General features: G+C 66.6%; 29 protein-coding genes and 1 pseudogene. 18 read left to right on the top strand and 12 right to left on the bottom strand.

Going from position 1 to position 22,176, the window contains the following annotated elements; translation table 11 throughout:
* The first annotated feature begins 207 nt into the window (after nucleotides 1-207).
* Nucleotides 208-612, top strand: coding sequence for a hypothetical protein (locus Nocox_RS02730; protein ID WP_084685676.1), 405 nt, complete (start codon nucleotides 208-210; stop codon nucleotides 610-612).
* 29 nt (nucleotides 613-641) lie between these two features.
* Complete coding sequence (locus Nocox_RS44090) at nucleotides 642-767, top strand: hypothetical protein (protein ID WP_157383066.1); 126 nt, start codon at nucleotides 642-644, stop codon at nucleotides 765-767.
* A gap of 248 nt (nucleotides 768-1,015) precedes the next feature.
* On the opposite strand, the gene Nocox_RS02720 is transcribed toward Nocox_RS44090, so the two are convergent.
* Entirely contained in the window at nucleotides 1,016-1,285 is a 270-nt protein-coding gene (locus Nocox_RS02720) for a metal-sensitive transcriptional regulator (RefSeq protein WP_020543337.1), read from the bottom strand.
* Between the two features lie 126 nt (nucleotides 1,286-1,411).
* Between Nocox_RS02720 and Nocox_RS02715 the strand changes: the two genes are divergently transcribed.
* The 4 genes from Nocox_RS02715 to Nocox_RS02705 all read left to right on the top strand — a co-directional run bounded on the left by Nocox_RS02715 (nucleotide 1,412) and on the right by Nocox_RS02705 (nucleotide 3,255).
* Complete coding sequence (locus Nocox_RS02715; RefSeq protein ID WP_020543336.1) at nucleotides 1,412-1,720, top strand: hypothetical protein; 309 nt, start codon at nucleotides 1,412-1,414, stop codon at nucleotides 1,718-1,720.
* Entirely contained in the window at nucleotides 1,705-2,241 is a 537-nt protein-coding gene (locus Nocox_RS02710; protein ID WP_020543335.1) for a hypothetical protein, read from the top strand. Before Nocox_RS02715 ends, Nocox_RS02710 begins: the two co-directional genes overlap by 16 nt.
* Before the next feature lie 66 nt (nucleotides 2,242-2,307).
* Nucleotides 2,308-2,439, top strand: a complete 132-nt coding sequence (locus Nocox_RS43610) for a hypothetical protein (protein WP_281426315.1) — start codon at nucleotides 2,308-2,310, stop codon at nucleotides 2,437-2,439.
* Nucleotides 2,440-2,607: 168 nt separating this feature from the next.
* Entirely contained in the window at nucleotides 2,608-3,255 is a 648-nt protein-coding gene (locus tag Nocox_RS02705; RefSeq protein ID WP_020543333.1) for an OsmC family protein, read from the top strand.
* Nucleotides 3,256-3,270: 15 nt separating this feature from the next.
* On the opposite strand, the gene Nocox_RS02700 is transcribed toward Nocox_RS02705, so the two are convergent.
* The 5 genes and pseudogenes from Nocox_RS02700 to Nocox_RS02680 all read right to left on the bottom strand — a co-directional run bounded on the left by Nocox_RS02700 (nucleotide 3,271) and on the right by Nocox_RS02680 (nucleotide 8,178).
* Nucleotides 3,271-4,497: an NAD(P)/FAD-dependent oxidoreductase gene (locus tag Nocox_RS02700; protein WP_020543332.1), complete on the bottom strand. Its 1,227-nt coding sequence runs from the start codon at nucleotides 4,495-4,497 to the stop codon at nucleotides 3,271-3,273.
* 57 nt (nucleotides 4,498-4,554) lie between these two features.
* Entirely contained in the window at nucleotides 4,555-5,214 is a 660-nt protein-coding gene (locus Nocox_RS02695; RefSeq protein WP_020543331.1) for a peroxiredoxin, read from the bottom strand.
* Nucleotides 5,215-5,243: 29 nt separating this feature from the next.
* Nucleotides 5,244-6,632, bottom strand: a complete 1,389-nt coding sequence (locus tag Nocox_RS02690) for an MBL fold metallo-hydrolase (RefSeq protein WP_026214364.1) — start codon at nucleotides 6,630-6,632, stop codon at nucleotides 5,244-5,246.
* Nucleotides 6,633-6,692: 60 nt separating this feature from the next.
* Nucleotides 6,693-7,517, bottom strand: a pseudogene (locus tag Nocox_RS02685) (sulfite exporter TauE/SafE family protein); the annotation flags it as partial.
* Between the two features lie 76 nt (nucleotides 7,518-7,593).
* Nucleotides 7,594-8,178: a rhodanese-like domain-containing protein gene (locus Nocox_RS02680; protein ID WP_026214363.1), complete on the bottom strand. Its 585-nt coding sequence runs from the start codon at nucleotides 8,176-8,178 to the stop codon at nucleotides 7,594-7,596.
* A 205-nt stretch (nucleotides 8,179-8,383) separates the two neighbouring features.
* On the opposite strand from Nocox_RS02680, the gene Nocox_RS02675 reads away from it, so the two are divergent.
* From Nocox_RS02675 to Nocox_RS02665, 3 genes are all read left to right on the top strand, one after another.
* Complete coding sequence (locus tag Nocox_RS02675) at nucleotides 8,384-8,602, top strand: hypothetical protein (RefSeq protein WP_020543328.1); 219 nt, start codon at nucleotides 8,384-8,386, stop codon at nucleotides 8,600-8,602.
* Between the two features lie 370 nt (nucleotides 8,603-8,972).
* On the top strand, nucleotides 8,973-9,740 hold the full coding sequence (locus Nocox_RS02670) for a MerR family transcriptional regulator (RefSeq protein WP_020543327.1): 768 nt from the start codon (nucleotides 8,973-8,975) through the stop codon (nucleotides 9,738-9,740).
* A 627-nt stretch (nucleotides 9,741-10,367) separates the two neighbouring features.
* Entirely contained in the window at nucleotides 10,368-10,742 is a 375-nt protein-coding gene (locus tag Nocox_RS02665; protein WP_020543326.1) for a hypothetical protein, read from the top strand.
* A gap of 314 nt (nucleotides 10,743-11,056) precedes the next feature.
* Here the strand turns inward: Nocox_RS02665 and Nocox_RS02660 are convergent, their stop codons facing one another.
* The 3 genes from Nocox_RS02660 to Nocox_RS02650 all read right to left on the bottom strand — a co-directional run bounded on the left by Nocox_RS02660 (nucleotide 11,057) and on the right by Nocox_RS02650 (nucleotide 13,589).
* On the bottom strand, nucleotides 11,057-12,400 hold the full coding sequence (locus tag Nocox_RS02660) for a caspase, EACC1-associated type (protein WP_084685672.1): 1,344 nt from the start codon (nucleotides 12,398-12,400) through the stop codon (nucleotides 11,057-11,059).
* Nucleotides 12,387-12,731 carry an effector-associated constant component EACC1 gene (locus tag Nocox_RS02655; RefSeq protein ID WP_157383065.1) on the bottom strand — a complete coding sequence of 115 codons (345 nt, stop codon included), beginning with the start codon at nucleotides 12,729-12,731 and terminating at the stop codon, nucleotides 12,387-12,389. Before Nocox_RS02655 ends, Nocox_RS02660 begins: the two co-directional genes overlap by 14 nt.
* 75 nt (nucleotides 12,732-12,806) lie before the next feature.
* On the bottom strand, nucleotides 12,807-13,589 hold the full coding sequence (locus Nocox_RS02650) for a COG1361 family protein (RefSeq protein ID WP_157383064.1): 783 nt from the start codon (nucleotides 13,587-13,589) through the stop codon (nucleotides 12,807-12,809).
* 792 nt (nucleotides 13,590-14,381) lie between these two features.
* Here Nocox_RS02650 and Nocox_RS02645 point away from each other — a divergent pair.
* The 3 genes from Nocox_RS02645 to Nocox_RS02635 all read left to right on the top strand — a co-directional run bounded on the left by Nocox_RS02645 (nucleotide 14,382) and on the right by Nocox_RS02635 (nucleotide 16,124).
* Nucleotides 14,382-15,050, top strand: a complete 669-nt coding sequence (locus tag Nocox_RS02645; protein WP_157383063.1) for a hypothetical protein — start codon at nucleotides 14,382-14,384, stop codon at nucleotides 15,048-15,050.
* Nucleotides 14,977-15,399 carry a pentapeptide repeat-containing protein gene (locus tag Nocox_RS02640; RefSeq protein WP_084685670.1) on the top strand — a complete coding sequence of 141 codons (423 nt, stop codon included), beginning with the start codon at nucleotides 14,977-14,979 and terminating at the stop codon, nucleotides 15,397-15,399. The genes Nocox_RS02645 and Nocox_RS02640 overlap by 74 nt, the downstream gene beginning before the upstream one ends.
* Before the next feature lie 161 nt (nucleotides 15,400-15,560).
* The gene (locus tag Nocox_RS02635; RefSeq protein ID WP_157383061.1) at nucleotides 15,561-16,124 is read left to right on the top strand and encodes an NUDIX hydrolase; all 564 of its coding nucleotides are present in this window, start codon (nucleotides 15,561-15,563) and stop codon (nucleotides 16,122-16,124) included.
* Here Nocox_RS02635 and Nocox_RS02630 read toward each other — a convergent pair.
* Entirely contained in the window at nucleotides 16,102-17,319 is a 1,218-nt protein-coding gene (locus tag Nocox_RS02630) for an NsdA family TPR-like regulatory protein (RefSeq protein ID WP_020543324.1), read from the bottom strand. The genes Nocox_RS02635 and Nocox_RS02630 overlap by 23 nt on opposite strands.
* A gap of 120 nt (nucleotides 17,320-17,439) precedes the next feature.
* On the opposite strand from Nocox_RS02630, the gene Nocox_RS02625 reads away from it, so the two are divergent.
* Nucleotides 17,440-17,853, top strand: coding sequence for a hypothetical protein (locus tag Nocox_RS02625; RefSeq protein WP_085996019.1), 414 nt, complete (start codon nucleotides 17,440-17,442; stop codon nucleotides 17,851-17,853).
* A 295-nt stretch (nucleotides 17,854-18,148) separates the two neighbouring features.
* Here Nocox_RS02625 and Nocox_RS02620 read toward each other — a convergent pair whose 3' ends face one another.
* Complete coding sequence (locus tag Nocox_RS02620; protein WP_219495485.1) at nucleotides 18,149-19,156, bottom strand: IS3 family transposase; 1,008 nt, start codon at nucleotides 19,154-19,156, stop codon at nucleotides 18,149-18,151.
* Between the two features lie 29 nt (nucleotides 19,157-19,185).
* Nucleotides 19,186-19,644: a hypothetical protein gene (locus Nocox_RS02615; protein WP_219495483.1), complete on the bottom strand. Its 459-nt coding sequence runs from the start codon at nucleotides 19,642-19,644 to the stop codon at nucleotides 19,186-19,188.
* Between the two features lie 114 nt (nucleotides 19,645-19,758).
* On the opposite strand from Nocox_RS02615, the gene Nocox_RS02610 reads away from it, so the two are divergent.
* The 5 genes from Nocox_RS02610 (at nucleotide 19,759) to Nocox_RS02590 (ending at nucleotide 22,146) form a co-directional block, all read left to right on the top strand.
* Nucleotides 19,759-20,238, top strand: a complete 480-nt coding sequence (locus tag Nocox_RS02610) for a hypothetical protein (RefSeq protein ID WP_020546935.1) — start codon at nucleotides 19,759-19,761, stop codon at nucleotides 20,236-20,238.
* A gap of 65 nt (nucleotides 20,239-20,303) precedes the next feature.
* Nucleotides 20,304-21,020, top strand: a complete 717-nt coding sequence (locus Nocox_RS02605) for a GntR family transcriptional regulator (protein ID WP_020546936.1) — start codon at nucleotides 20,304-20,306, stop codon at nucleotides 21,018-21,020.
* A gap of 122 nt (nucleotides 21,021-21,142) precedes the next feature.
* Nucleotides 21,143-21,568, top strand: coding sequence for a hypothetical protein (locus Nocox_RS02600; protein ID WP_020546937.1), 426 nt, complete (start codon nucleotides 21,143-21,145; stop codon nucleotides 21,566-21,568).
* Nucleotides 21,569-21,835 carry a hypothetical protein gene (locus tag Nocox_RS02595; protein ID WP_020546938.1) on the top strand — a complete coding sequence of 89 codons (267 nt, stop codon included), beginning with the start codon at nucleotides 21,569-21,571 and terminating at the stop codon, nucleotides 21,833-21,835. It abuts the gene before it with no gap.
* On the top strand, nucleotides 21,832-22,146 hold the full coding sequence (locus tag Nocox_RS02590; protein ID WP_020546939.1) for a hypothetical protein: 315 nt from the start codon (nucleotides 21,832-21,834) through the stop codon (nucleotides 22,144-22,146). Before Nocox_RS02595 ends, Nocox_RS02590 begins: the two co-directional genes overlap by 4 nt.
* The last annotated feature ends 30 nt before the right edge of the window (nucleotides 22,147-22,176 follow it).

Below are 22,176 nucleotides of genomic sequence, written 5' to 3'. Positions count from 1 at the left end.
ATCCAAGCCTGATCATTCCAGGCCCTCGGTACGACTTTCGGCACGCGTGCGGCTCTTGGGGCCTCACTCGGTCTCATCTGCGGAAACTCCAAGATCATCACGATGTCCGCCCGACGACGTAAGGACTTCGTCAGAAACGTCGGCCCGGACGGCACTTAGGTTGATCACGACCTTGCCCCGTGCGTGCCCCCGAAGGGACTCCTCAACATGCGCCGATCCCTCCGCCGTACCATGGCCATGGCCCTCGCCCTGATCGCGACCACGTCGTTAGCCCCGCTCGCCTCGCCGCCGGCCGCCGCGGCGAGTCCGGAGCGCCTCCGCGTCGTCCACCTCGGCACCCTCGGCGGCACCTGGAGCATCGCCCGGGGGATCAACAACCTGGGCCACGTCGTCGGCGACAGCCCGCTGGAGTCAGGGGTCAGCCACGCGTTCCTGTGGAAGAACGGCAAGATGAACGACCTCGGCGCGCACGGCGCCCCCGGCTACTGCGGCGCAGCTGTCGCCGACGGGCACATCGTCGTCACGTTCGCGCCCACCCCCGGCTTCGCCGAACTTCGCGCCTTCCTGCTGTCCGGTGACGTCAAGACCCCATCGACCTCCGCCCTGGCCTGACCGCCAACGCCGTCAACGACCACGGCCAGGTGGCCGGCAACTCCGACACGACCGACGGCCGCCGTCGCGGCTTCTTCTGGAACGGCTCCTCCATGACGGCCCTTCCCCCACCACCCAGCCCCGCCCCCTGCCGCTACCCACGGACGCGCAGGTGACCAGCACCCAAGCTTCCGACATCAACAACCAAGGCTGGATCGCCGGCTCCGTCACCTACTACTGGAACACCGGCCGCGGCACCCAGGCCGTCATCTGGCGCTGACCAAGCGTCCGGAACAGGGGCTCCCGCGCTTCCGGACGCGGCCACACCCTCCCCCACCTAGCCGCAGCGAGGGGCCCGTCACCGCATCTCCGCTGGTGACGGGCCTCTTCCCACGCCGGCGGGCGGCCTCGTCAGACAAGCGTCTCAGGCGAGGGCCAGGAACAGCTTCTCCAGCTCGGTGACGCTCATCGGGGGCTGGTCGCCGCGGTTCTGGGCGTCCTGGCAGTGGCGCAGCCCGGAGGCCACGATCTTGAACCCGGCCCGGTCCAGCGCCTTCGACACGGCGGCGAGCTGCGTGAGCACCTTGGCGCAGTCCTCGCCCGCCTCGATCATCGTGATCACTCCGGCCAGCTGACCATGTGCCCGCTTCAAGCGGGTCAGCGCGTCGCCCACCACGCTCTCGTTCAGCTCCATGCCTGGGATTATACCCCAAGGGGTATCTTCGGTGCGCAATCCCACCGCCCGCTCACGGTCCAACGGCCCGCCGATCACGGACCAACGGCCGCTGGCACGCGCGGCCCGGCGGCGGACCCTGGCGGGATGGTGACACAGCACGCTCCGCCGACCACGCCGCTGCTGGAACGCATTCGGGGCGCCATCATCGGCGACGACGAGGTGCTCGACGGCCTGTACGGGCCCCGCCGCACGATCTACGCCGACCACACCGCCTCGGGCCGGTCGCTCGCCTTCATCGAGGACTTCATCCGCGACCACGTCCTGCCGCGCTACGCCAACACCCACACATCGAGATCCTCGGCGACCGGCACGCGCGCAGGCTGTCCATCGTCTCCGTCCGCATCCGCGCCGGCGAGCTGTTCCTGCACCACAACTACGTGGTGGCGGTGCTGAACGACCTGTTCGGCATCCAGGCGCGCGGCGGCTGTTCCTGCGCCGGACCGTACGGGCACCGGCTGCTGGCCATCGACCCCGCGCACTCCCGCGCGTTCGAGGAGGAGATCGGGCACGGCTGCGCGGGCATCAAGCCCGGCTGGGCGCGGATCAATTTCAACTACTTCATCTCCGACGCGGTCTGCGACTACCTCATCGACGCCGTGGACCTGCTCGCCACCGCCGGTCACCGGCTGCTGCCCGACTACCGCTTCGACCCGCGCACCGGGCTGTGGCGCCATCACCGTGGCCCCACCGAGCCGCCGCTGCACCTGTCCGACCTGCGCTTTGACGACCCGTACGCGCCGCTCGCCCCGCGCGTGCGGGCCGGCGAGGACGCCCTGCCCGGCTACCTGGAGCAGGCCAGGGACCTGCTGGCGGCCCGTTCCGACACGCTCGACCCGACCCCGCCCGGCCTGCCGGACGACTTCGAGGAGCTGCGCTGGTTCCCGCTGCCCGAGGTCTGCCTGCGGGCGCCGTGACCGGGGGCCCGCGCTGGGCGGCGGTGAGCGGGCCGCCTCCAGGACGTCCCGGACGGCGAGGTGTGGGTGCACTGCGCCTCCGGCTACCGGGCCGCCGTCGCCGCCTCGATGCTGGCCGCGGCGGGCCGGGACGTGGTCCTCATCGACGACGAGTACGCGGGCGACAAGCATGGGCTGCCGGTCGTGGTCGCCGCCTGAGCGCCCGCCGCCGCAGCCCCGGATGACTTCCGGACGGGGCGAACAGGGGCTTTCGGCCCTCGTCACCTGCCTGAATCGGACGATACACCTGGGGGTATCGGAAGGACGGTGCCCGACCCCGGGCGGCACGCACCACCCGCCTGCCGGAGGCACGCAAAGGAGATCACCATGAACGCCCACGACCAGGCGGCCCCGGCCGCCCACCGGCGGATGACCACGGCCTGCGGCCGGGAGATCGGCGTCGGCCGCCTGCCCTTCACCGGGCCCGAGCACCCGCACGGCCGGGTGACGCTCGACGTCGGCCTGCGCTCGTACGACCACGAGGACGCGTGGCTCAGCCTGACGCCGGCCGAGAGCCGCCGGCTCGCCGAGAGCCTGCTGGCCCAGGCCGCCGCCGTCGAGCGTGACGGGCAGGAGGCCGCCCCCGGCCGGGTCGAGGTGACCCACGCCGGAGGAGAGGCATACGCGATCGCCGTCCGGCAGCACACGCTGCTCGCCGACCAGCCGGCCGACGTGGACGGCGACGACGGCGCCGCCACGCCGACCGAGCTGTTCGTCGCCTCGCTGGCCGCCTGCGTGGCCTTCTACGCCGGCCGCTACCTGCGCCGCCACGACCTGCCCCGGGACGGCCTGCGGGTGACGGCCGAGTTCGCCATGGCCGCCGACCGGCCCGCCCGCGTCGGGGAGATCCGGGTGCGGCTGTCGGCCCCCGGCGTGCCGGAGCAGCGCAGGGCCGCCCTGCTGGCCGTCGCCTCGCACTGCACCGTGCACAACACCCTGCAGCAGCCGCCCGAGGTCACCGTCGAGCTGGTGTGAGCGCGGGCGGTCCGATCACATACGGCCCTTCAGCATGCCGTGCCAGTACAGCGCCGGCAGGCCGTACCGCTTGAGCAGCCACATGTCGCGGCGCTCCTTCCTGGTGTCGATCAGCGGGACGGTCGGGGTGGGCCGCAGGTCGTAGTCGAACTCGGCGAGCACCATCTTGTCGCGGGCGGTCACCAGCGGGCAGGAGGTGTAGCCGTCGTACCGGGCGGTGGCGGGGCGGCCCGCCATCGCGGCCAGCAGGTTCGCCACCACGACGGGGGCCTGCTTGCGGACCGCGGCGCCGGTCTTGGACGTCGGCAGGTTGGCGGCGTCGCCCAGGGCGAAGACGTTCGGGTAGCGGGGGTGGACGAGGGTGTGCTTGTCCACCTCGACGTAGCCGAACGGGCTGGCCGGATCGGAGAACGGGGTGCCGGCCCTGATCCAGTCGGGGGCGCTCTGCGGGGGCACGGCGTGCAGCAGGTCGTAGCGCAGCACGTCCTTGCGGCCGGTGGCGTTGTCGCTGATGGTGGCCTCGCGGTTGGCCGGGTCCAGGCCGACGAGCTCCGACTGCAGCCGTACCTCGATGCCGTAGCGGGCGACCACGCGTTCCAGGATGGGCACGTAGGCCGGGGCCTTGAAGATGGCCGCGTCGGGGATCGCCAGGACGACGCGGATGTCGGCCAGGCGGCCCTTGCGCCGCCAGTGGTCGGCGGCCAGGTAGGCGATCTTCTGAGGCGCGCCGCCGCACTTGAACGGGCCGGACGGCTGGGTGAACACGGCCGTGCCGGAGCGCATCCGCCTGATGAGCTCCCAGGTGCGCGGCGCGTGCTCGGGGGCGTAGTTGCTGCTCACGGCGTCGTGGCCGACGGCGTCGGCGAGCCCGGGGACGCCCTGCCAGTTGAGCTGGATGCCGGGGGCCAGGACGAGGTAGTCGTAGCCGAGCTCCTTGCCGCCGGCGGTGGTGACCTGCCCGGCGTCGGGGTCCACGGTCGTCGCGGCGTCCCGGATCCAGGTCACGCCCTCGGGGATGACCGAGGCCTCCGGACGGCAGGTGCTCTTGAGCGGGGCCTGACCGCCGCCGACCAGCGTCCACAGCGGCTGGTACCAGTGGGTGTCGGCGGGGTCGAGCACGGTCACGCCGCCGACACCGGCCCGGCGCAGGCGGGCCGCGGTGGTGATGCCGGCGGTGCCGCCGCCGATGATGAGCACCCGCCTGCCGCCGGCGCTCGCTGCGTGGGGGTCGTACGAAGGCATCGGACGCCTCATTCCTTGGAAAGGGCCCCGCGGGCGGCCCCGCCCGCGGGGGTCGGATCACACGGTGCCCGGGACGCTGGCGAGGTACCAGTCCGCGAGCTTGACTCGCTCGTCTGCCAGCCGGGCGTCCAGCTCGGCCTGGGTTCGGGGCGCGGGCAGGAGCACGTCGTCGCCCGGCCGCCAGTTCGCCGGGCACGCGACGCCGTCGCGGTCGGAGGTCTGCAGGGCGTCGACGAGCCTGAGGATCTCGGGGACCATGCGCCCGGCGTTCATCGGGTAGTAGAGGATCGCCCGTACGGTCGCCTCCGGGTCGATCACGAAGACGGCGCGGACGGCCGCCGTCGCCGACGTGTTCGGGTGGAGCATCCCGTACGCGCGGGACACCTTCGTGTCGAGGTCGGCCACGATCGGGAACGGGATCGTCACGCCCAGCTTGTCACTGATCGCGCGGGTCCAGGCCAGATGGCTGTGGACGGAGTCGATCGAGTTGCCGAGCAGGGCGACGTTCCGGTCGGCGAACTCCCCGGCGAGCTCGGCGAAGGCGACGAACTCCGTCGTGCACACCGGGGTGAAGTCGGCCGGGTGGCTGAAGAGGACCAGCCAGCGGCCGGCGTAGTCGGCCAGCCGTACCGGGCCGTGGGTGGTCTCGGCGGCGAAGTCCGGCGCCCTGTCGCCGATGAGCGGGAGCCCCGCCGGGGCTGCGGCGTCGATGGTCATGGTGTTCTGTCCCCCTTGGGTGCTGCGGGTCAGGCGTTGGCCGGCGCGACGGTCCGCTGCCAGGCCTCGTAGCCGCCGAGCAGGTCCGACACCCCCGTGCGGCCCTCGTGCTCCAGCAGGCTCGCGGCGATGACCGAGCGGGCGCCGCCGGCGCAGTAGACGACGACGGGACGGTCCTGCGGGATCTCCGCGAGCCGCCCGGCGAGCTGGGCGAGCGGGATGTTCAGCGCGTTCTCGATGGCCGCGCCGCCCTCGGTCTCGGCGGCGTTACGCACGTCGAGGAGGACCGGCTGCTCGGGTCCTTCGAGCACGGCGCGCAGCTCGGTGGCCGTCACGCGGGTGCTGTGGGCGATCTCGTCCGCCATGGCCAGGAAGGCGCTCTCGGGCTCGTGCAGGTAGCCGGTCACCCTGTCGAAGCCGATCCGCCCCAGCCGGGTGACGACCTCGTGCTCGCGGTCCTGGGGGGCGATGACCAGGATCTCCCTGCCGGGCGCGACGACCATGCCGGCGCGTTCGGCGAAGCGGCCGTCGGCGGCGACGTTGATCGAGCCGCGCAGGTGCGCCAGCGCGTACTCCTGCGGGTCGCGCGTGTCCAGGACGACCGCGCCCGCCGCCCGCTCGGCCAGGAACTCCGCCGCGGACAGGGCGACGGTGTGCGCGTCCGCGTCGAGCAGGTCGTGCTGCTTGCGGTTGAGCACCGCGTCGTAGACGAAGTAGCCGGGCGCGGGCGGCTGGCCCTCGGTGACGATCGACACGAACTCCTCCTCGTCCATCGGCGCGCAGGCGTAGTTGGTCAGGCGCTGCTGGCCGATCGTGGACTGGAGCTCGGTGGACAGGTTCTTGCCGCAGGCCGATCCGGCGCCGTGCGCGGGGAAGACGCGGGTGTCGTCCGGCAGCCTCATCAGCTTGTGCTGGACGCTGTCGTAGAGCATGCGGCCGAGCTGGTCGGACGTCACGCCGAGCGAGGCGAGCAGGTCGGGGCGGCCCACGTCGCCGATGAACAGCGCGTCGCCGGTCAGCACGCCGTACGGGACCGGGTCCCCGGCGTGCTCGTACACCAGCACGCTGATCGACTCGGGCGTGTGGCCCGGCGTCTCCATGATCTCCAGCACCACGTCGCCGAGCACGATGCGCTCGCCGTCGGTCAGCTTGCGGATCGGGTACTCGGCCTCGGCCCGGCTCCCGTAGCCGATCCACGCCCCGGTCTTGGCGGCCAGCTCCAGATGTCCGGCGATGAAGTCCGCGTGGAAGTGGGTGTTGATCACGCCCTCGATGCGCAGCCCTTGCGCTTCGGCGTCGGCGAGGTACTCGCTGACGTCACGCCTGGGGTCCACGACGACGGCGCGGCCGGTCTCCCGGTCACCGATCATGTAGGAGGCCTGGGAGAGACAGTCCAGGTAGTACTGGGTGAAGAACATGGTCTTCCTCCTGTTCACTGATGTCTTGCCGAGGAGCTTGTTGCGGGTGGACTTCTTGATGAGGACCAGGGCCAGGACCGCCGCCACCACCCCGGCGGCCAGTGCGGTCAGGCCCCACCCCGTACGGAACAGGTCCGGCGGCACCTGCTGGACCAGCACGAACGTGCCCATCACGAGCACGAACCAGCCGAACCCCTTGCGCAGCCGTTCGGCGTCGATCCGGCCGGCGAGCCGCCCGCCGATGACTCCGCCGACGACCGCGGCGGCGGTGACCGGCAGCGCGATGGACCAGTCGACCGGGACGGACTGCAGGTAACCGGCCAGCCCGGCGAACGACTTCATCGCGATCACGACCAGCGAGGTCGCCACGGCCATGGCCATCGGCATGCCGCCGAGCAGCACCAGCGCGGGCACCACCAGGAACCCGCCGCCCGCGCCCACCAGTCCGGTGACCAGGCCGACGACGGCGCCTTCCGCGATCACGTGGAGGAGCGGCAGATCCTTGGCACCGCCCGGCGACGGTTCGGGCGCGCGGCGGCCGCGGATCATCGCGACCGCGGTGGCCACCATCATCAACGCGAACGCCGCCAGCAGCACCGTCGCGGGCAGGTGCGGGCCGAGCAGGCCGCCGCCGTACGCGCCGGCCATGCCGGCCAGGCCGAAGACGAGCCCCGTACGCCATCGGATGCGTCCGGCCCTGGCGTGCCCGACGGCGCTCACGAGGCTGGTCACGCCCACGACGAACAGCGACATCGCGATGGCGGCCTTGGCCGGGACTCCGGCCAGGTAGACCAGCAGCGGCACGGTGAGGATCGAGCCGCCTCCGCCGAACAGGCCGAGCGTCAGGCCGACGACCACGGCGGCGGCCAGGGTCAGAGCGCTCATGCGATTCCTTCCTATACCCCCAGGGGTATATGCGAGGCAGATGTCCCCGCCGATGGTGGGCCGGGGGGACAGGGGGTCAGGCGTTCGGGCGGCGGATGCAGGCCAGCGCCTGGTCCACGTCGACGCCGGGGCCACGGTTGTACGGCAGGCGGGACAGCAGCATGCCCATGGCGCAGGTGTCGGTCAGCGCGGCGAAGGTCAGGCCCGCGCCGATGAAGGCGGCCACGTATCGCGCGCCCGGCAGCCACAGATCGGCCACGACCGCGCCCAGCACGATGCCGCCCGCGACCAGGCGGACCTGGCGTTCCAGGCTCCACCTCGGCCGGCCGCGCACCACCGGCGCCCCGGCGGCGATCCAGGCGTTCATGCCGCCCGCGAGCACCGTCGCGTCCGGCAGCCCGGCGTCGCACAGTTTCTTGTGCGCCTGGGTCGCGCGCCCGCCGGACTGGCAGATCAGCAACATCCTGCCGCCCGCGTCGGAGACGATCCGCCGCAGGTGGGTGTCGACCTGGTCGAGCGGCAGGTTGATGGCCCCGTCGATGTGCGCGGCATCGAACTCGCCGGGCGTGCGCACGTCGACGACGAGCACGTCGGGGTTGGAGGCGATCATGGCGCGCGCGGTTATGGCATCAACGCTGGCGGAGGCGTTGTCGGTGGTCATTGCTCTCCATCTTCACTGTGCTCGGGATACCCCAGGGGGTACTCTCACGTGCTCCGTTATACCCCCCGGGGTTAGCGCGAGGCAAATCGGGGGCCGCCGGCTCCTCCGGACCGCGTGGCTCGGGAGGGTCCCCGGGGCCGCGTGTTACCAAGGGTGCGCCGCCGGCGGCCGCCGGCAGGTGTGGGAGAACGACGAGAGGGAGGCCATGGCTCCGACGTCCGCCGCCCTTCTGATGATCGCGTCCACCGTGGCCTACGGTCCCGCGCAGACCGACGCCACGACGCGGGTCCGGCCCGCCTCCACGGCCGGCCAGGCCGGTCCCGCCATGAGCGCCGCACGCACCGCGGGCACCACGGAGCTCGCGGCCCGGCCGGGCCTGCGCACGTGCTACGACGACACCTGCAAGGTCACGCTCACGTCTTGACCTGCGGATACAGGCACCGCCACTTCGGCTTGGCCGCGTATTGGCCGTGACCGCGCGCCAGAGGGCATCCGTCTTGGTGTTAGAGGTGTCCAATCCAGTCGTTGTTGCGATCTTGTCCGCACCGGAAGGGCGACCGCCACCGGGGTAGGTGCGTTCGAGGATGTGGAGCCTCTGTTCGTTGCGATCCTCGGTCGCCCGTCTCACCGGGAGCCAATTCTCATGCCAACCAGTCCTGACGCCGGCCCCTGCCGAACTGCACGAACAGGGTGGAAAAGCCTCACTCTTGACCTTCTCGTTATGTCAACTTCTACGGTCGTGCATGAGCCGGAAAGCACCGGCTCGGCGATGGATAAGGACGGGTGAGCCGATCATGGCGTGGTCGATCGCACAGGTGGCGCGGATGTCGGGAGTGACGTCTCGGACGCTGCGCCACTACGACGAGGTCGGGCTGCTGCCGCCTGCACGGGTCGGCGGGAATGGCTACCGCTACTACGAGGAGGACCAGTTGCTGCGCTTGCAGCAGGTCCTGGTGCTGCGTGAGCTGGGCCTCGGCCTGACCGAGATCAAGGAGATCGTCGAGCGGCACACCGACCCCATCACAGCGCTGCGTGAGCACCACCAGCGCCTGCTGGCGGAGCGTGACCGGCTGGACGAGGTTGCCCGGATGGTGGAGCGCACCATCGCCGAACTTCAGCGGAACGAAGGGAAGACGACCATGTCCAAGATCAGTAGACCGGAAAACCTGTTCAAGGGATTCGACGGTGCACGGTACGAGGCCGCCGCCTGCGAGCGGTGGCCGGAGCACTGGCAGCAGAGCGGGCAGCAGGAGCTCCTGGCCAGCCACACTCCGCAGGAGCTGGAGCAGATGCAGCGGGAGGCGACGGCAGGGATGATACGGATGGCCGAGCACATGCTCGCCGGCACCCCCGTCGACGCCCCGCAGGTCTTCGCCGAACTCGACGTCCACTATCGGCACCTGAGCGAGTCCTGGATGCCGACCGCGGCGCAGTATCTACACCTGGCCCGAATGCAGGTGCAAGAGGAGCAGTTCCGGGCGAACTACGAGCAGGTCGCCGAAGGCCTGGCCGAGTACATGCGCGACGCCATGACCGCCTACGCGCACGCCCGGCTGAGCTGAACGCGCAATCGCGATTCCCCGGCAGCTCATCCGTATCGTCTCAGCCCGCCGTTCGCTGCCGAAGCTCGTCCTGACAGTCGCCATAGGAGCGCCGGCCGTAGAGCGCCTGCCGGCGACGGCATCGACAGGTAACTCGTGATACTCGGTCAAGCGGCGGCGGCGCGGCGCGCCGCCGTATGCCCTGCGCTGGCGTCCCCGCGCCGCGCTGCGGCCTGGGGGCCGGTCACGGCGCGGGCGCCGCGCGGGGCATTGTCATACCACGCGCCGCCGTACCGAACCACTCCCACCGACTTGGGCACCACACCATGAGCTGGGCGCTGTCCCGAAACTTGGCCGCGTATCGGCCGTGAGAGGCCGTAGGAAGCCGGTGATCGCCGTGGACAGCCGGACACAACGCGAGAGGCCCGTCACCGCGTTTCCGCTGGTGACGGGCCTCTTCCCGCTGGTGTGGCAGGTGCAAGGTTCGAACTTGCGTAGGCTGAGCCGACGGTTTTACAGCTCGTGACCGTTCCTACCGCGTCAATGCTTCTGACCTGCTGTGCCGTCTTGTCAGAATGCCTCGACCAGCAAGATCATTGCACGTATATTGCACGGCTCCCCGGACGCCACCGTGAGACCCTGGAACCTGTGGATCAACCCGCTGAGGCAGTCTTCCCGACAGACAAGCTAAGCGCGCTTCGCCTTGGCAGGTCCCTCGTCGCCGAAGTCGAGGCGAGCCGGCCGCAGTATCGGGCATGGATCGAGATCCGCCCACTGCGCAGCGAAGCCGACGATACCGCCCGACGAGAAGGCTGGACACGTAACGACGAGAGGCGCGGCTTCCAACTGACACACTGCGAATACGTCATCGAGCACCTCGACGGCTGGGACTACGACATTGGACGCAACGAAATCAAACGCATCGTCGCCACCGACGAGGCTGACCTCCTGACCTTGCTCCAAGAGTGGGGTGCAGCGCCCGAGCGGTTCGCCTATCCCTGGAATACGGACTTTCCGGCGTAGCAGGCGCCTTCGAGATGGAGCCTGTAGCCGTCGGATTAGAAAGTGGAACAGCGGTTGCCACCCTCTCCGGCCCCAGACCTCAGGAAATGATCCGTAGATACCTCAGAACGTAAAGATCATTACGCGTAAGTTCCGGATCATCAAACCCAGGCCCCAGTGTCACAACCCTGCGTATCCAAGCCGCACGAGTAGCCTGGAGAGCATCGTTCAGGACAGCCGCGCACGCATCACCGTCGTTCTTCAACGATCTATGCGACGAGAAAATCCAATACGACCCACCTGTGATCCACCGTTTTTCTCGGCTAGAGGCTTAGCTAGGCGCCCGGACTCTCTGCTTCAATCTCTATGCCGATCATTTCTGTCACCACTCCGAGAGATCGGATAGCCCTAGATGCCTGCACGAGCGTAATCTGCGAGAACGGAAACAGGGATTCAGGGGTCAAAGCTCTTCCAACTTCCCCCGCCAACGCAAAAACGACTTTCCACGGAAAGCTGTCGTCACCCAAAAGACGATCCCGACCACGCTCGCGCACGGCCGAACTGAAAGCCATACGAACTTCCGGTACATTAACCAGCAGATCGACCGCCACAATCGCTTGATTGAATAGATGACTAAGCGCTATCGAGTTTCGCGTCCGCTTCACATATATAAGCTCGTTCAAAGGTCCCAGTAGATCGCAGATTTCAAAGGCGCTGCGCCTACCAGTGCCGGTGCGCACGAAATACCTATCCATGCATATAAACGAAGGGTCTCTAGCTTCGACGGACAAGTTATAATCCCCCTCCTGCTCTACCGCTGGCCAAGAGGGGAGAGCAATGGAAGGGTTGACCGTTATTATCTCAGCTAGCTCCCGCCGACGCAGATCAAGATAGTTACCACCCTTTTCGGAGTGAACCGCATGGGAAGCCGCGTTCCTTGCGAAACGGAAGTTATTCACATTACCCAGAAGGCTGCGGTTGGGAGCGGGAAGATTTTTCCCTAATAGCCCATGCCGAACGTGGGTGTATATGTGCTCCAACGTGAGCCATGTGGGTGCTAACGGTATCCCTGATCTGATAACCCTGACCAACTCGCGAGTGAACGATGTCATCTCGCTGGCCTGATGCTTGAATGGCACCACATGAGCAGGGGCGCTTCCCTCCGTCGCAGCGAATGTATAGACACCGTCAATTGCGACGCTTTGGAGAAGCTGATTGGAGACAGATAGAGCTTGAAGTGCACGTCCAGCGGCACAGCAATCAAGAATTGCTACTTTTGTCCGCGCCGGCGTATCGAGAAACGCTTCTCTTATCCAGGAGTAGCGCAATCCCGTATAGTCGCAGTCACTAGCAACAGTATCAGTCAGGGTGAGACTCAATTCCCCTCTTGGCGTCAGCGTGCCATGCCCTACAAAGTAGAGCATGAAAATGTCACGCGCGTCAGTAGCGATGGACCGAAGTTGCGCCGCCAGCCTCCCAGCATTGCTTGGATTCCTAATCACAGTTACGCGATTTTCTGGCCAACCGCAGAGATCTGCATCGGTGAGCACCTCATAAATTGCATCGAGGCTATTGCATGCTGCGGGGACGGGAACGAAATCCGGATCATCGTAATCCGACACTCCGACAAGCACGGCTCGCGAAGCCGAGAAGTTTCGTGATTCGCTATTGCTGTTCATCTTTGAGTATTTCTTTTAGGAGATGGAGAGGGTCACTTACGCTCTGTGATCTGATCTCGATGGTTTTATCCGCAGCCTTGATCTTGATGGTTATGTCCGATCGACGACTTCTAATCCAGGTTGTGAGAACACGCGCAAAGAGGGCCGTGGTGCCGCTGGATCCAATGACTATCGCCAGAGTATCGAGCATAGAGCCCAGTTCTGTGGCTTTGGGCGCCGTCAGCAGATACCGCACTCTTCCGTGCAGTTGGCTCTCGCCATCAAGCCAGTCGCGCAAGCTGAGCAACTCTTGCCCAGCGGCATCTCCTAAAATCGTTACGTGCACTTCCATGACTTCACCCCTCCGCATTATTTATATGCTCTAGCCGGGAAGGCCGGCCAATAAGTCAGTGATACGAGTGAAACGCTAGCTGCCGTTTCCCTCGCCGACCTCTTCTGTTCCAGACTGCAAGGAGTCGTGCGCGCTAGTTGAAGTGGTGCGCCTAGTTCGCTTTCTCTGCTCCGCGACTACTCGCTGCCACTCCGCCGCTTCGGCTTCTCTGCGTGGACGGGCGAGTTCTTGGGCGACTTTCTCTACTGCTACACGAAGCTTCTCGATTTCTTGCACCTGCTGATGGCGAGTTCTGATGGTGAGGTGTCGGAGCTTACGGTAGATCTCCAAGTCGATCAGATAGGTGAGTGGTTCGACAGTACCGTATGGTCCATCAGCCTCTACTGTTACGGTGTATTTACGAGGCAGATCCTTCTTGAAGAACTGCCATCCGATATCGAAGAGCGCCTCGATTCTGCGCCCAGGTGGCAAATGAGGGATGCCCTGGGTGAAGATGAGGGCATCCGCAAGCTTCTCCCCATCGTCCCCATCCATCGAGGTCTGAACAGGCGGATTGAATCTGATCCGAACGTTGCGGGCGACTGTGGGTCCTACGTTCTCGACTATGAGAACCAGGGCCTCGGAGATGAAGTCGGACGCCCGGATGTCAACGACTACATATGGTTGCTGCGATTCTGTGAATGCGGTGCGGTCGAGCGTAAGCTGTTTGGCAGCAATCTCCGCCTGATCGCGTGCCGACACCGCTTGGTCCTTGGCTGCGTCAGCGGCTCGCTGAGCATCGGCCGATTGATCAATCGCAGCGCTGGCCTGCCGCCTGGCGAACCAGACCGAGAACAGAGAGACCACTATGGCCACCACGGCTGCGATGGCAGTGAAAGTGTCAGTCCACGCAGGACCGCCAGAGGGCGTCAACTTGGTCTCCTTAACCCTTCGGTGAATGGCTGAGCCTTGATCCTCTCAGAACGCACCGTAGTCTGACCGCATGTTCCGCCCGACCTACTTACGCAGTTAGTAGCCTTGAAGATCAGCCATGTCGGTCGGTGAGCCAGGGTGAGGAACGAACCCTGGATCGTCGATCGCCCCCAGCCATTCACGGCGACCAGCCATGCAGTGGCGATCGTAGGGCTGCATCTGTGCGGCGGTGTGGCAACCCTGGTCGGTGCGTTCGGTTGGTACGGCGAGGCCGGCGTGCGGTGCCCGGCCCGGTGTCCCGCCGCCGTCCGGGACCGGCCCCCAGGCCGCACGCCCGGACGGCGGGCGGGCGGAGGGCCGGGGGTACGGCGGCGCGCCGCGCCGCCGCTTGATACCTACAAGAATAATTCGGCAGTGACCTCAAGGCCGCCCGGATCTGGGGCAGCGCTCCATTAGGCCGTCCAACTGATCATCATTCCAGACGAGGACCACGTCGGCAGCGGTGCCGCGCAAGCATCACGGTCCGATTCCGAGATCCTGGTTTCCATGGGCTGGTGGTCTGGCTGCGAGTCCAATGTGGCTATGCGGAGCAGCAGGGGGCGTATCGTTGCGGTCTTTGTCGCGGCAGGCGCATTAGCAGCGCCGGGACTCTTGTGGACAGCTGCCGGAGCACGAGGGCCGCAGTGGCTGTGGTGGACGATATCCTCAGTCGTCGCCGGCGTGACGGCTGTTGTAGGGATGGCCGTGCTTCTCGGACCAGTTGCACGGCGAATGGCTGGGGAGACTGGACCTCTGACCGCGCGCGAGCGCAAGCGGCTCAGCATCAAGGATCGTGTTGACGCCGTCAACAACGCACGGGGCACCGTGCTGCAAGCTGCAACGGGGCTAGTCGTAGTTGCCGGACTGATCTTCACAGGCGCTGGCCTCGTCTACACGGCTCGCACGCTTGACGTATCCGCTCGTACATTGGACGCAACTCGGGAAGGGCAGCTCACAGACCGCTACACAAAAGCGGTTGAGCAGCTTGGCTCCACCAAGGTCGATGTCCGGCTGGGCGGAGTCTACGCGCTTCAGCGCCTCGCCTTAGACTCCGATCGCGACAAGATCACAATCATCGAGGTGCTCGTCGCCTACGTCCGTCTCCACGCACACCCCCCCACGTCCGAATTGGTAAAAGGGCAGGCACGTGTAGACGTGGCCGCCGCGTTAAGTGTGATCGCCCGGTTGAGCCCCAGCGAACCAGAGTTCGCCTTCGACCTCTCTGCCATCGACCTTCAGGGTATGAAGGTTTTCGGGAGCGCCTCTAGCCCGAGCGCACCTAACCGATGCGAACTTGGCCAGGGCCAACCTGGCACAAGCACAACTTCGATACGCGATTCTGTCTGGCGCTACCCTTTTTTCGGCTAACCTGGACGATGCGGACATGTCAGGCGCATACCTGGACCGAATAAAAGCACCTGCAAGCTTTTTTCGGCGTGCGAACCTGAGGAACGCGATTCTCAGCCAAGCGATGCTTACCGATGCCCGCTTCACAAAGGCGAATCTTACATCCGCATCCCTTAAGGATGCGCGTCTGGACGGCGCACACCTGCAAGACGCTGACCTGCGGCATGCTGACCTCACCAAGGCAAACCTCGAAGGCGCCCATCTTGAGCGTGCCGATCTGCGAGGGGCCGATCTCAGGAATGTGACGGGCATGACGCAAGCGGAAATCAAAGCTGTCGCACAGACCGACCCGACAACGGTGTGGGAGTGATCTATAAGAAGCAGCCCTCAGACACAAACTGTCCTGGAAGCTCAGGATGCTGGGGCTCAGTTGCCCGCGACCTCTGAAGAGCCAAGCGCGGGACACGGTGTGATAACAGTGTCTGGTTGGAAGCTATACACCGGGTACGAATAAGGCGGTAGCTTCACGGTGTGGATGATGATGCTGAGCTGACACGCTGGGTTGTGCATGGGGAACGGCTGGTCTATGACAACCGGTGGATCCGGTTGGGGCTGGCCGATGTGGAGATCCCAGGCGGGGAGCGGTTCGAGCATCACGTTGTGCATCTGGATCGGGCCGCAATCGCTGTCGTTCTCGATGAGCAGGATCGGGTGCTGCTGATGTGGCGGCATCGGTTCGTGTTCGATCGATGGGGTTGGGAGCTTCCTGGCGGGCTGGTGGAGGCAGGCGAGGATCCGATGACGACCGCTGTGCGGGAGGTGGAGGAGGAGACCGGGTATCGGCCGAAGCGGGTTGAGCACCTGGTGAGCTATCAGCCGATGGCCGGCATGGTGGACTCCGAGCACATCCTGTTCCTTGTGCATGGTGCCGAACTGGTCGGTAAGCCTGAGGGTGAGGTGGAGGCCGATCGGATCGAGTGGGTTCCGATGGCCGAGATCCCCGACATGATTGCTCGCGGAGACATCTGGACGTCCGGGACGCTGATTGGATTGCTTCAGGCTCAGCAGCGGCTCAACGGCCGAGAGCGCGGTTGACCGCCCGCGAGAGTTCTTCGATGCGGCGTCGTTGGCGGCGGCAGCCGGTCATGGTGGCCAGTTGCTTGGCGCGCTGGATGTGGGGCTGTGCTGCTTCGGGTTCGCCGGCTGCGAGCAGGGCGTGGCCGAGATCGCAGCGGACGCCTGCTTCGGCGCGGTTGTAGGTGCCGTCCATCCCGGCAAGTGCTGAGCGTAGGTCCTCTACGGTGCTGGGATCGCCAAAGCGGAGTAGGCAGCTTCCGCGCCAGCGAGCGAAGTGGTGGGCATTGATGGACAGGTAGGGCATGTCCGGGTCGCCGTCGCCTTCCGGCAGCACGAGGGCGGCTTGGTCGAGCGCTCGGCGGCATGCGGCTTCGTCGCCGAGGATGGCCGCGGCTTCGGCTTCGGCTGCGGCGAGCCATGTTCTGAGGCGGGCGGGGACGCGGTCGCGGTGGGTGGTGTGGATGTGCTGGAGGAGGTCGGCGGCTTCGGCGGGGCGGCCCAGGTCCATGAGGACGTACGCCTGTTCGCCGGAGACGTAGGCCAGAACGGCGGCGCTCTCGGATTCGCGAGCGGCGGCCTTGGCGCGTTCGTAGTGGTTCCAGGCGTCGTTGAGCGCCACGGTGTTGATGGCCTGCCATCCGGCCAAGGAAGCTGTTTCGGCAAGTAGGTGGGCGAGTTGGGCGCGGATGCGTGGGCGTACAGCGTGGCGGTGGGCTCGTTCGATCTGGGCCATCTGGGCGTGCATTTTGTCGGTGATGGCGGGTCCTCCGAGGCGGCGGTCCAGCAGGCGGAGGTTGTTGGTGTCAGTGCGGAGGATCATGACCGTGGTGTCGTCCACTGCTGAGGCGGCGTCCAGTCGGCTGAGGAGTTCGGTGGTTTGCTCTTCGTGTTCGTCGTCGTGGTCGCCGGTCGGTGAGGCGATGTCCAGCGGGGCCAGGCCGAGGAGCATGCGGGCGTGATCGGGCAGGCGTAGGCCGACGGCGATGCGCTCGATGACGGCGAGTTCTTTGATCGTTCCGTTGCCGCGCAGGATGGCGTTGACGCGGGGCTGGCCGAGACCGGTGGCGGTGCCGATGCGGACCTGACTGGCGCCGTATTTGGCTGCGATCCTGAAAAGTCCGGCAATGTCGCGCTTCCTGAGAATGTCCCGGGTCTGTTCGTGTTCCCAGACAGGAGCGGGTAGTTCGATGGGGTCGAACGCGCCATTCTGCATTGCTTACCTCCGGCTTTCGTGCCCGGACGATGCTTTCCCACGCGCGGCGGAGCCTATATCCCGTGGTCGTATATCAGCGTGGGATAGGTCTGAAAAGTATCGGCAATCATGCTGTCCGGCATGACAACGCCAGTCAGATGTACAGAGTGCGACGGGCGGGGCTGGAAGATCGTCACTCGGCGCGGCCATGTCGCTGCCACCGGGCTGGGTCTGGCAGCATCCGCGCAAGAGGACTGCCTGCACTGCCCCGGGCCGGCCGAGACGCCGCAGGAGCGGTTCGAGTGGGAGGTCCGCATCCCCTCGGAGCAGGGCGACGCCCTGGGGCCGTGCGGGTCCTCGGCGTTCCAGGCCACGGCGATGGACGAACTACGCAAGGCGATGCGGAGCGTGCCGGGCGACGTCTCTGTCCGGGGCAGCATCGTGCATAGGGTCTTTGACTTCGGCGCGGGTTCTGACGCTTTGTCAAGCCGTCAGATCTTCCGCGCATATCTGGATCCGGCGGGGTCCGTGCTGTTTGAGCGGATTGCCAAGTGACCGCCTCCATGCTGATCGGCGGCGGTCCCTGTCGATCGGCCGCGTTCCTGCAACAGGAATTGCGCCACCAAGGAATCAATGCCGAGGTCCATGATGGTTATGGGCTGGCGCTGGTTTCGGTCTGGGTGGGCCTGGTCGTGTGGTGCGACGGTATGCGGTTCTGGTGGCGTACCGGATGGAATCCCGATCGCCACCGGGTTATCTATGCGTGGCATCCGGCGAATGACCCTCTCGGGGCGGCGCGCCGGGTGGCAATGCGTTACTCCGAACGGTGCCTGTCAAACCGAATGAGACATCAGGCTACTTGTGTGGTTTGAGGTGAAGCGTCGCTCTGGAGGGTCGTAGGTGGCCTGTTGATCCACACTCTGGCCGGCAGCGACGGCGGGTAGGGGCGCCGGCCGCGGAACCGCTCGGGGCGGGCCAGGAAGGCCGCGTTCAGCGTGGCGACCCGCTGGGCGTGGATCTTGACGGCGGTGCCGTCGTGCACGGACGCGGGAGTGTGCATCGCGATACCCGAATGACGATGCTCGTTGTTGTAATAATCAAAGAACTGCTCACAGAAGATACGGGCGTCTTCGATCGAGCCGAACCTCCCGGGAAACGCCGGGCAATATTTGAGTGTCTTGAACTGCGCCTCCGAGTAGGGGTTGTCGTTGGACACGCGCGGCCGTGAATGCGACTGATCGATCCCGAGCTGCGCGAGCAGGCCAGTGACGGTGTTCGACGTCATCGACGTGCCGCGATCGGCGTGGATCGCGTCAGGTGCGATCCCGCCGTTGCGCTCGATGGCGCGCTCGATGAACTCCTTGGCCAGAGTGCCGTTCTCGGTCGGCCAGATCTCCCACCAGATGACCTTGCGGGAGAAAATGTCGAGGATGACGTAGAGAAGGTAGTGGACGCCGCGCGCCGGGCCTTTCAGTTTCGTGATATCCCAGCTCCATACTTGATTCGGTCCGTCGGCCTCCAGTTCGGGCTTCTTCTTCGCCGGATGGGTGGCCTGCGCGCGCCGCTCGCCGGACTGGCCGCGCTCGCGCAGCAACCGGTACATGGTGGCCTGCGAGCACAGGTAGGTGCCCTCATCCAGCAGGATCGCCCATACCTGGCCCGCCGACTTGTCGGCGAACCGGGACGAGTCCAGCACCGCCAGCACCTGCGCCCGTTCCTCCTCGGACAACTCCGCCGGGTGATGAAACGGCCGGCGCGGACCTTGCCTGCGCGGCTTCGGATTTCGCTGCCGGTACAGGCTGGCGCGGGCCTTGCCGAGTACCTCGCACGCCTTGGTCGTGCCGACGGCCGTCTCCATGCCCGGGAAATGCTCGTCGATGATGCGGTTCAGGTCTCGTCGGAGTCCGCGCTGCGTGAGATGTCGTCCAGCAGCGCGAATGCTTTTCCCGCGATATTCAGCGCGGTCTTCGTCTTCCCCAGTTCGCTGGTGAGCTTTTCGTTCTTGGCCTCAAGCTTGGCCGCGTCGGCTTTGAGCTTCTTGTTCTCGGCCCGCAGCCGGGCCAGTTCCTCAGATTCCGTGTCCTTCTTCGGTTTACCTGTCGAGGAGGCCAGCGTCCCGTTCTCCTGCTGCTTTCGCCAGTGTTCGATGTGCGAGTGATACAGCCTTTCCCGGCGCATCAGGGCGCCACGCTCGGAGCTGCCCTCGGGCAGAGCGTCGAAGGCCGCCAGGATCCGTGCCTTGTAGGCCGCGGTGAACGTCCGGCGCGTCGGCCGGCTCACCTGCTTGTCGGTCGCCTGACCGTTCTGCCCGCTCATGGCGGCCTGGTCGGCGAGGGTCATCGTCACTGTCTCGATCGTCCTGTCTCGCCCTGCTTCGTATCAAAAGGACTCGTTCATCCCATGTCTCACAGCAGTCTGACAGAGAGGGGAACTCCGGTCTCGGCAGGCTTCGGAGTCGTCGTGAGCGACCCGGGTTCGCGCATCGGCTGGAGAGCGACGATCGTGGACACCTTCCACAGCCATGTGCGCACGCGTGCTCTTCACTCGGCGCTGGTCGGGCGTCGGGGCGTGGTGGTGGCGGTCCTGAGCAACGGTACGACGGCGTTGGTTCGGCTCGACGGCTACGCCTGTGAGCTGCCCTATGGCATACGGCGCTGGCCGCTCCAGTGGGATGACCTCGATCTGAAGGAGCCGGTCGTGGTAGCTGCTCCCCCGGCGTTCGTGACCGGGCTGATGAGGACGGGGCAGTCGACCGAGTTGCACGCCGTGGAGCCGGGCGCCGAGGTGGCGTTGTGTTCATCGCCGGCTTGGCCGCTGCCGATGTGTGGTTGGTCGGTGCCCTTCTCTGTGACTGCGCGCAGGGCGTGCCCCACGTGCGTTGCCATGGTGAAGGCTCTTGAGCCGGTTACATCCTGCTGCCCTTTGGACGAGGGCCACTGACAGACGGTTGCCTCAGCCGGTACTGTGCTTATGCGCACGAGTGGAAGAGTGAACGGGCGGTTGAGATGGGCATGGATTTCGCCCCACCCAAGTACGCGCAGGTCATGCGGACGATTCAGGAGCGGATCGAATCGGGCGAGTACGCCCCGGGTGACATGCTGCCGTCTGAGACCCAGTTCGTGCGCGAACTCGGCGTCGGCCGGACCACTGTTGTGCGCGCTCTTCAGACCTTGGCCATGCAGGGGTGGATCGAGCGGGAGCATGGCCGCGGGTCGTTCGTCAAAGGTCGCCCGCAGAGCGCTGCCGAGGCCGTACGCCCCAGCCTGAGCACGACCGAGCAGGGCGAGAACGCGGATGCGGTGCTGGAGGCAGGGCGTGTGGCGGCTCCTCGTCATGTCGCGCGCCTGCTGGGTGTTGCCGAGGGAACGCCGCTGATTGCGCGGAAGAGAGTGGCGCGGCAGGCCGATGTGGTCTCGGCGGTAGAGACGATCTGGGTGCCGCTGGAGCACGCTATCGGCACTGACCTGGACAAGCCCGAGCCTCTGCGGCGGGGTGTCCGCCAGCATCTCCAGGCGGTCAAGCATCTGCGTTTCGACCACATCACCGAGCGGGTCAGCGCGCGCAAGCCGACCAAGGAGGAAGCCGAGCTCCTTGGGTCGTCCAACCCGGTTCTCGGGGTGCTGGCCACCGTGCACGATGCGGCCGGCGACGTGCTGATGGTGGTGAGCCTGGCGCTGCCGGGGAGCCTGCACGTGCTCGAAGATGTCTTCAAGGTGAGCTAACTCTTACCCGCCACTTAACGCTCATCCACTTGTGCGGACGAGTTGCGGTCACCTAGTCTCAACTCATGCGGACAAGTGGACGAGCGAATGAAGAGCTGTCCTCCGCTATCGAGAGGAACAACATGGCCATCCAGGGACCCATCCCCGTCACCTACCCCATGGTCTTCCCGCACGGCTGCTACGTCGTCGGCGAGGTCGAGCCCGTCAAGGACTTCGACGCCTCCGCCGGCGGCCGGTTCGTGCAGGCCCGCGACAAGCAGACCGGTGAGCTGGTCTGGCAGGTCGCGGTCATGGACGGTGACCCGACTCTCAAGCCCGCCCAGAAGACGGTGGCGGTCAAGATCCTCGCCCCGGTGCAGCCGGTGCCCCCGCAGCCGATGCCGGGGCTGCCGTTCACGCCGGTCGAGTTCGACGGCATGTCCGTCACGCCGTACGTCAACGCCGCCGGCCGTCTCGCGTACTCGATCAAGGTTCGCGAGATGCACGCACCTCGCCAGCTCAACCAGCCCGCCCAGAGCAAGGCTTCGGCCGGGAAGGACGCCGCCTAAATGACCCGACGCCGTACCCCGCGCAACAGCGTGATCCGGCTGACCACCGGGCACGCCGCCCGCACCCTCAACCACCCGTTCCCGCGCCGCGAGCCCGTTCTGGCGCTCGACTTCGGCGCCACCTCCGTCCTGGTCACCACCAGCGGGCCGGTCACGGTGGAGGACCTGGAGTTCGCGCGCCAGCTCGCTCGCGAGGCATCGCGCTTCGCCCGTTCGCTGGAGCGCAGCTTCTACGGACTCTCGGACGGGCGCGGGGTGGCGGCATGAGCGCGCACCGGCCCTACACCTACGTCACCTTGTCTCTGCGGCCCGACTCCGAGCCGCAGGTCCGGGTCTCCTTCCACACGCCGCGCCTCCGGGCCGGCGCCGGGCTACTGCTCGACGACCCGCGCCCGTTCCTGGAGTTCACCTCCGACGAGGCGAACGTGCACATCTCCACCACCGGGGCCGGGCCGATCACCGATGCCGATCTGGCCATCGCCCGCGAGATCTTCACCGCTGCCGCTCGCTACCTGGCCGACTGCGAGCAGTTGCACGCCGAACAGGCCGATAAGGACGCCGGCGACTCGGCGGTCTGACACATGAGGCGGGGCCGCTGGAAGCGGCAA

This window comes from Nonomuraea coxensis DSM 45129, assembly GCF_019397265.1.
Classification (GTDB): domain Bacteria; phylum Actinomycetota; class Actinomycetes; order Streptosporangiales; family Streptosporangiaceae; genus Nonomuraea; species Nonomuraea coxensis.
Note: the sequence above shows the minus strand (reverse complement) of the source record. Positions and strands in the feature narration are given on the sequence as shown.

Bases quoted from the DNA above. Each gene is read 5' to 3' on its own strand.
- Nocox_RS02715 (WP_020543336.1), top strand. From the start codon at position 1,412: ATGGTGACACAGCACGCTCCGCCGACCACGCCGCTGCTGGAACGCATT.
- Nocox_RS02630 (WP_020543324.1), bottom strand. From the start codon at position 17,319: ATGCAGAATGGCGCGTTCGACCCCATCGAACTACCCGCTCCTGTCTGG.
- Nocox_RS02675 (WP_020543328.1), top strand. From the start codon at position 8,384: ATGGCTCCGACGTCCGCCGCCCTTCTGATGATCGCGTCCACCGTGGCC.
- Nocox_RS02645 (WP_157383063.1), top strand. From the start codon at position 14,382: ATGGCCGTGCTTCTCGGACCAGTTGCACGGCGAATGGCTGGGGAGACT.
- Nocox_RS02680 (WP_026214363.1), bottom strand. From the start codon at position 8,178: ATGACCACCGACAACGCCTCCGCCAGCGTTGATGCCATAACCGCGCGC.
- Nocox_RS02670 (WP_020543327.1), top strand. From the start codon at position 8,973: ATGGCGTGGTCGATCGCACAGGTGGCGCGGATGTCGGGAGTGACGTCT.
- Nocox_RS02730 (WP_084685676.1), top strand. From the start codon at position 208: ATGCGCCGATCCCTCCGCCGTACCATGGCCATGGCCCTCGCCCTGATC.
- Nocox_RS02625 (WP_085996019.1), top strand. From the start codon at position 17,440: ATGACAACGCCAGTCAGATGTACAGAGTGCGACGGGCGGGGCTGGAAG.
- Nocox_RS02605 (WP_020546936.1), top strand. From the start codon at position 20,304: ATGGGCATGGATTTCGCCCCACCCAAGTACGCGCAGGTCATGCGGACG.
- Nocox_RS02655 (WP_157383065.1), bottom strand. From the start codon at position 12,731: ATGGAAGTGCACGTAACGATTTTAGGAGATGCCGCTGGGCAAGAGTTG.
- Nocox_RS02690 (WP_026214364.1), bottom strand. From the start codon at position 6,632: ATGTTCTTCACCCAGTACTACCTGGACTGTCTCTCCCAGGCCTCCTAC.
- Nocox_RS02600 (WP_020546937.1), top strand. From the start codon at position 21,143: ATGGCCATCCAGGGACCCATCCCCGTCACCTACCCCATGGTCTTCCCG.
- Nocox_RS02695 (WP_020543331.1), bottom strand. From the start codon at position 5,214: ATGACCATCGACGCCGCAGCCCCGGCGGGGCTCCCGCTCATCGGCGAC.
- Nocox_RS02705 (WP_020543333.1), top strand. From the start codon at position 2,608: ATGAACGCCCACGACCAGGCGGCCCCGGCCGCCCACCGGCGGATGACC.
- Nocox_RS02660 (WP_084685672.1), bottom strand. From the start codon at position 12,400: ATGAACAGCAATAGCGAATCACGAAACTTCTCGGCTTCGCGAGCCGTG.
- Nocox_RS02595 (WP_020546938.1), top strand. From the start codon at position 21,569: ATGACCCGACGCCGTACCCCGCGCAACAGCGTGATCCGGCTGACCACC.
- Nocox_RS02620 (WP_219495485.1), bottom strand. From the start codon at position 19,156: ATGGAGACGGCCGTCGGCACGACCAAGGCGTGCGAGGTACTCGGCAAG.
- Nocox_RS02590 (WP_020546939.1), top strand. From the start codon at position 21,832: ATGAGCGCGCACCGGCCCTACACCTACGTCACCTTGTCTCTGCGGCCC.
- Nocox_RS02720 (WP_020543337.1), bottom strand. From the start codon at position 1,285: ATGGAGCTGAACGAGAGCGTGGTGGGCGACGCGCTGACCCGCTTGAAG.
- Nocox_RS02700 (WP_020543332.1), bottom strand. From the start codon at position 4,497: ATGCCTTCGTACGACCCCCACGCAGCGAGCGCCGGCGGCAGGCGGGTG.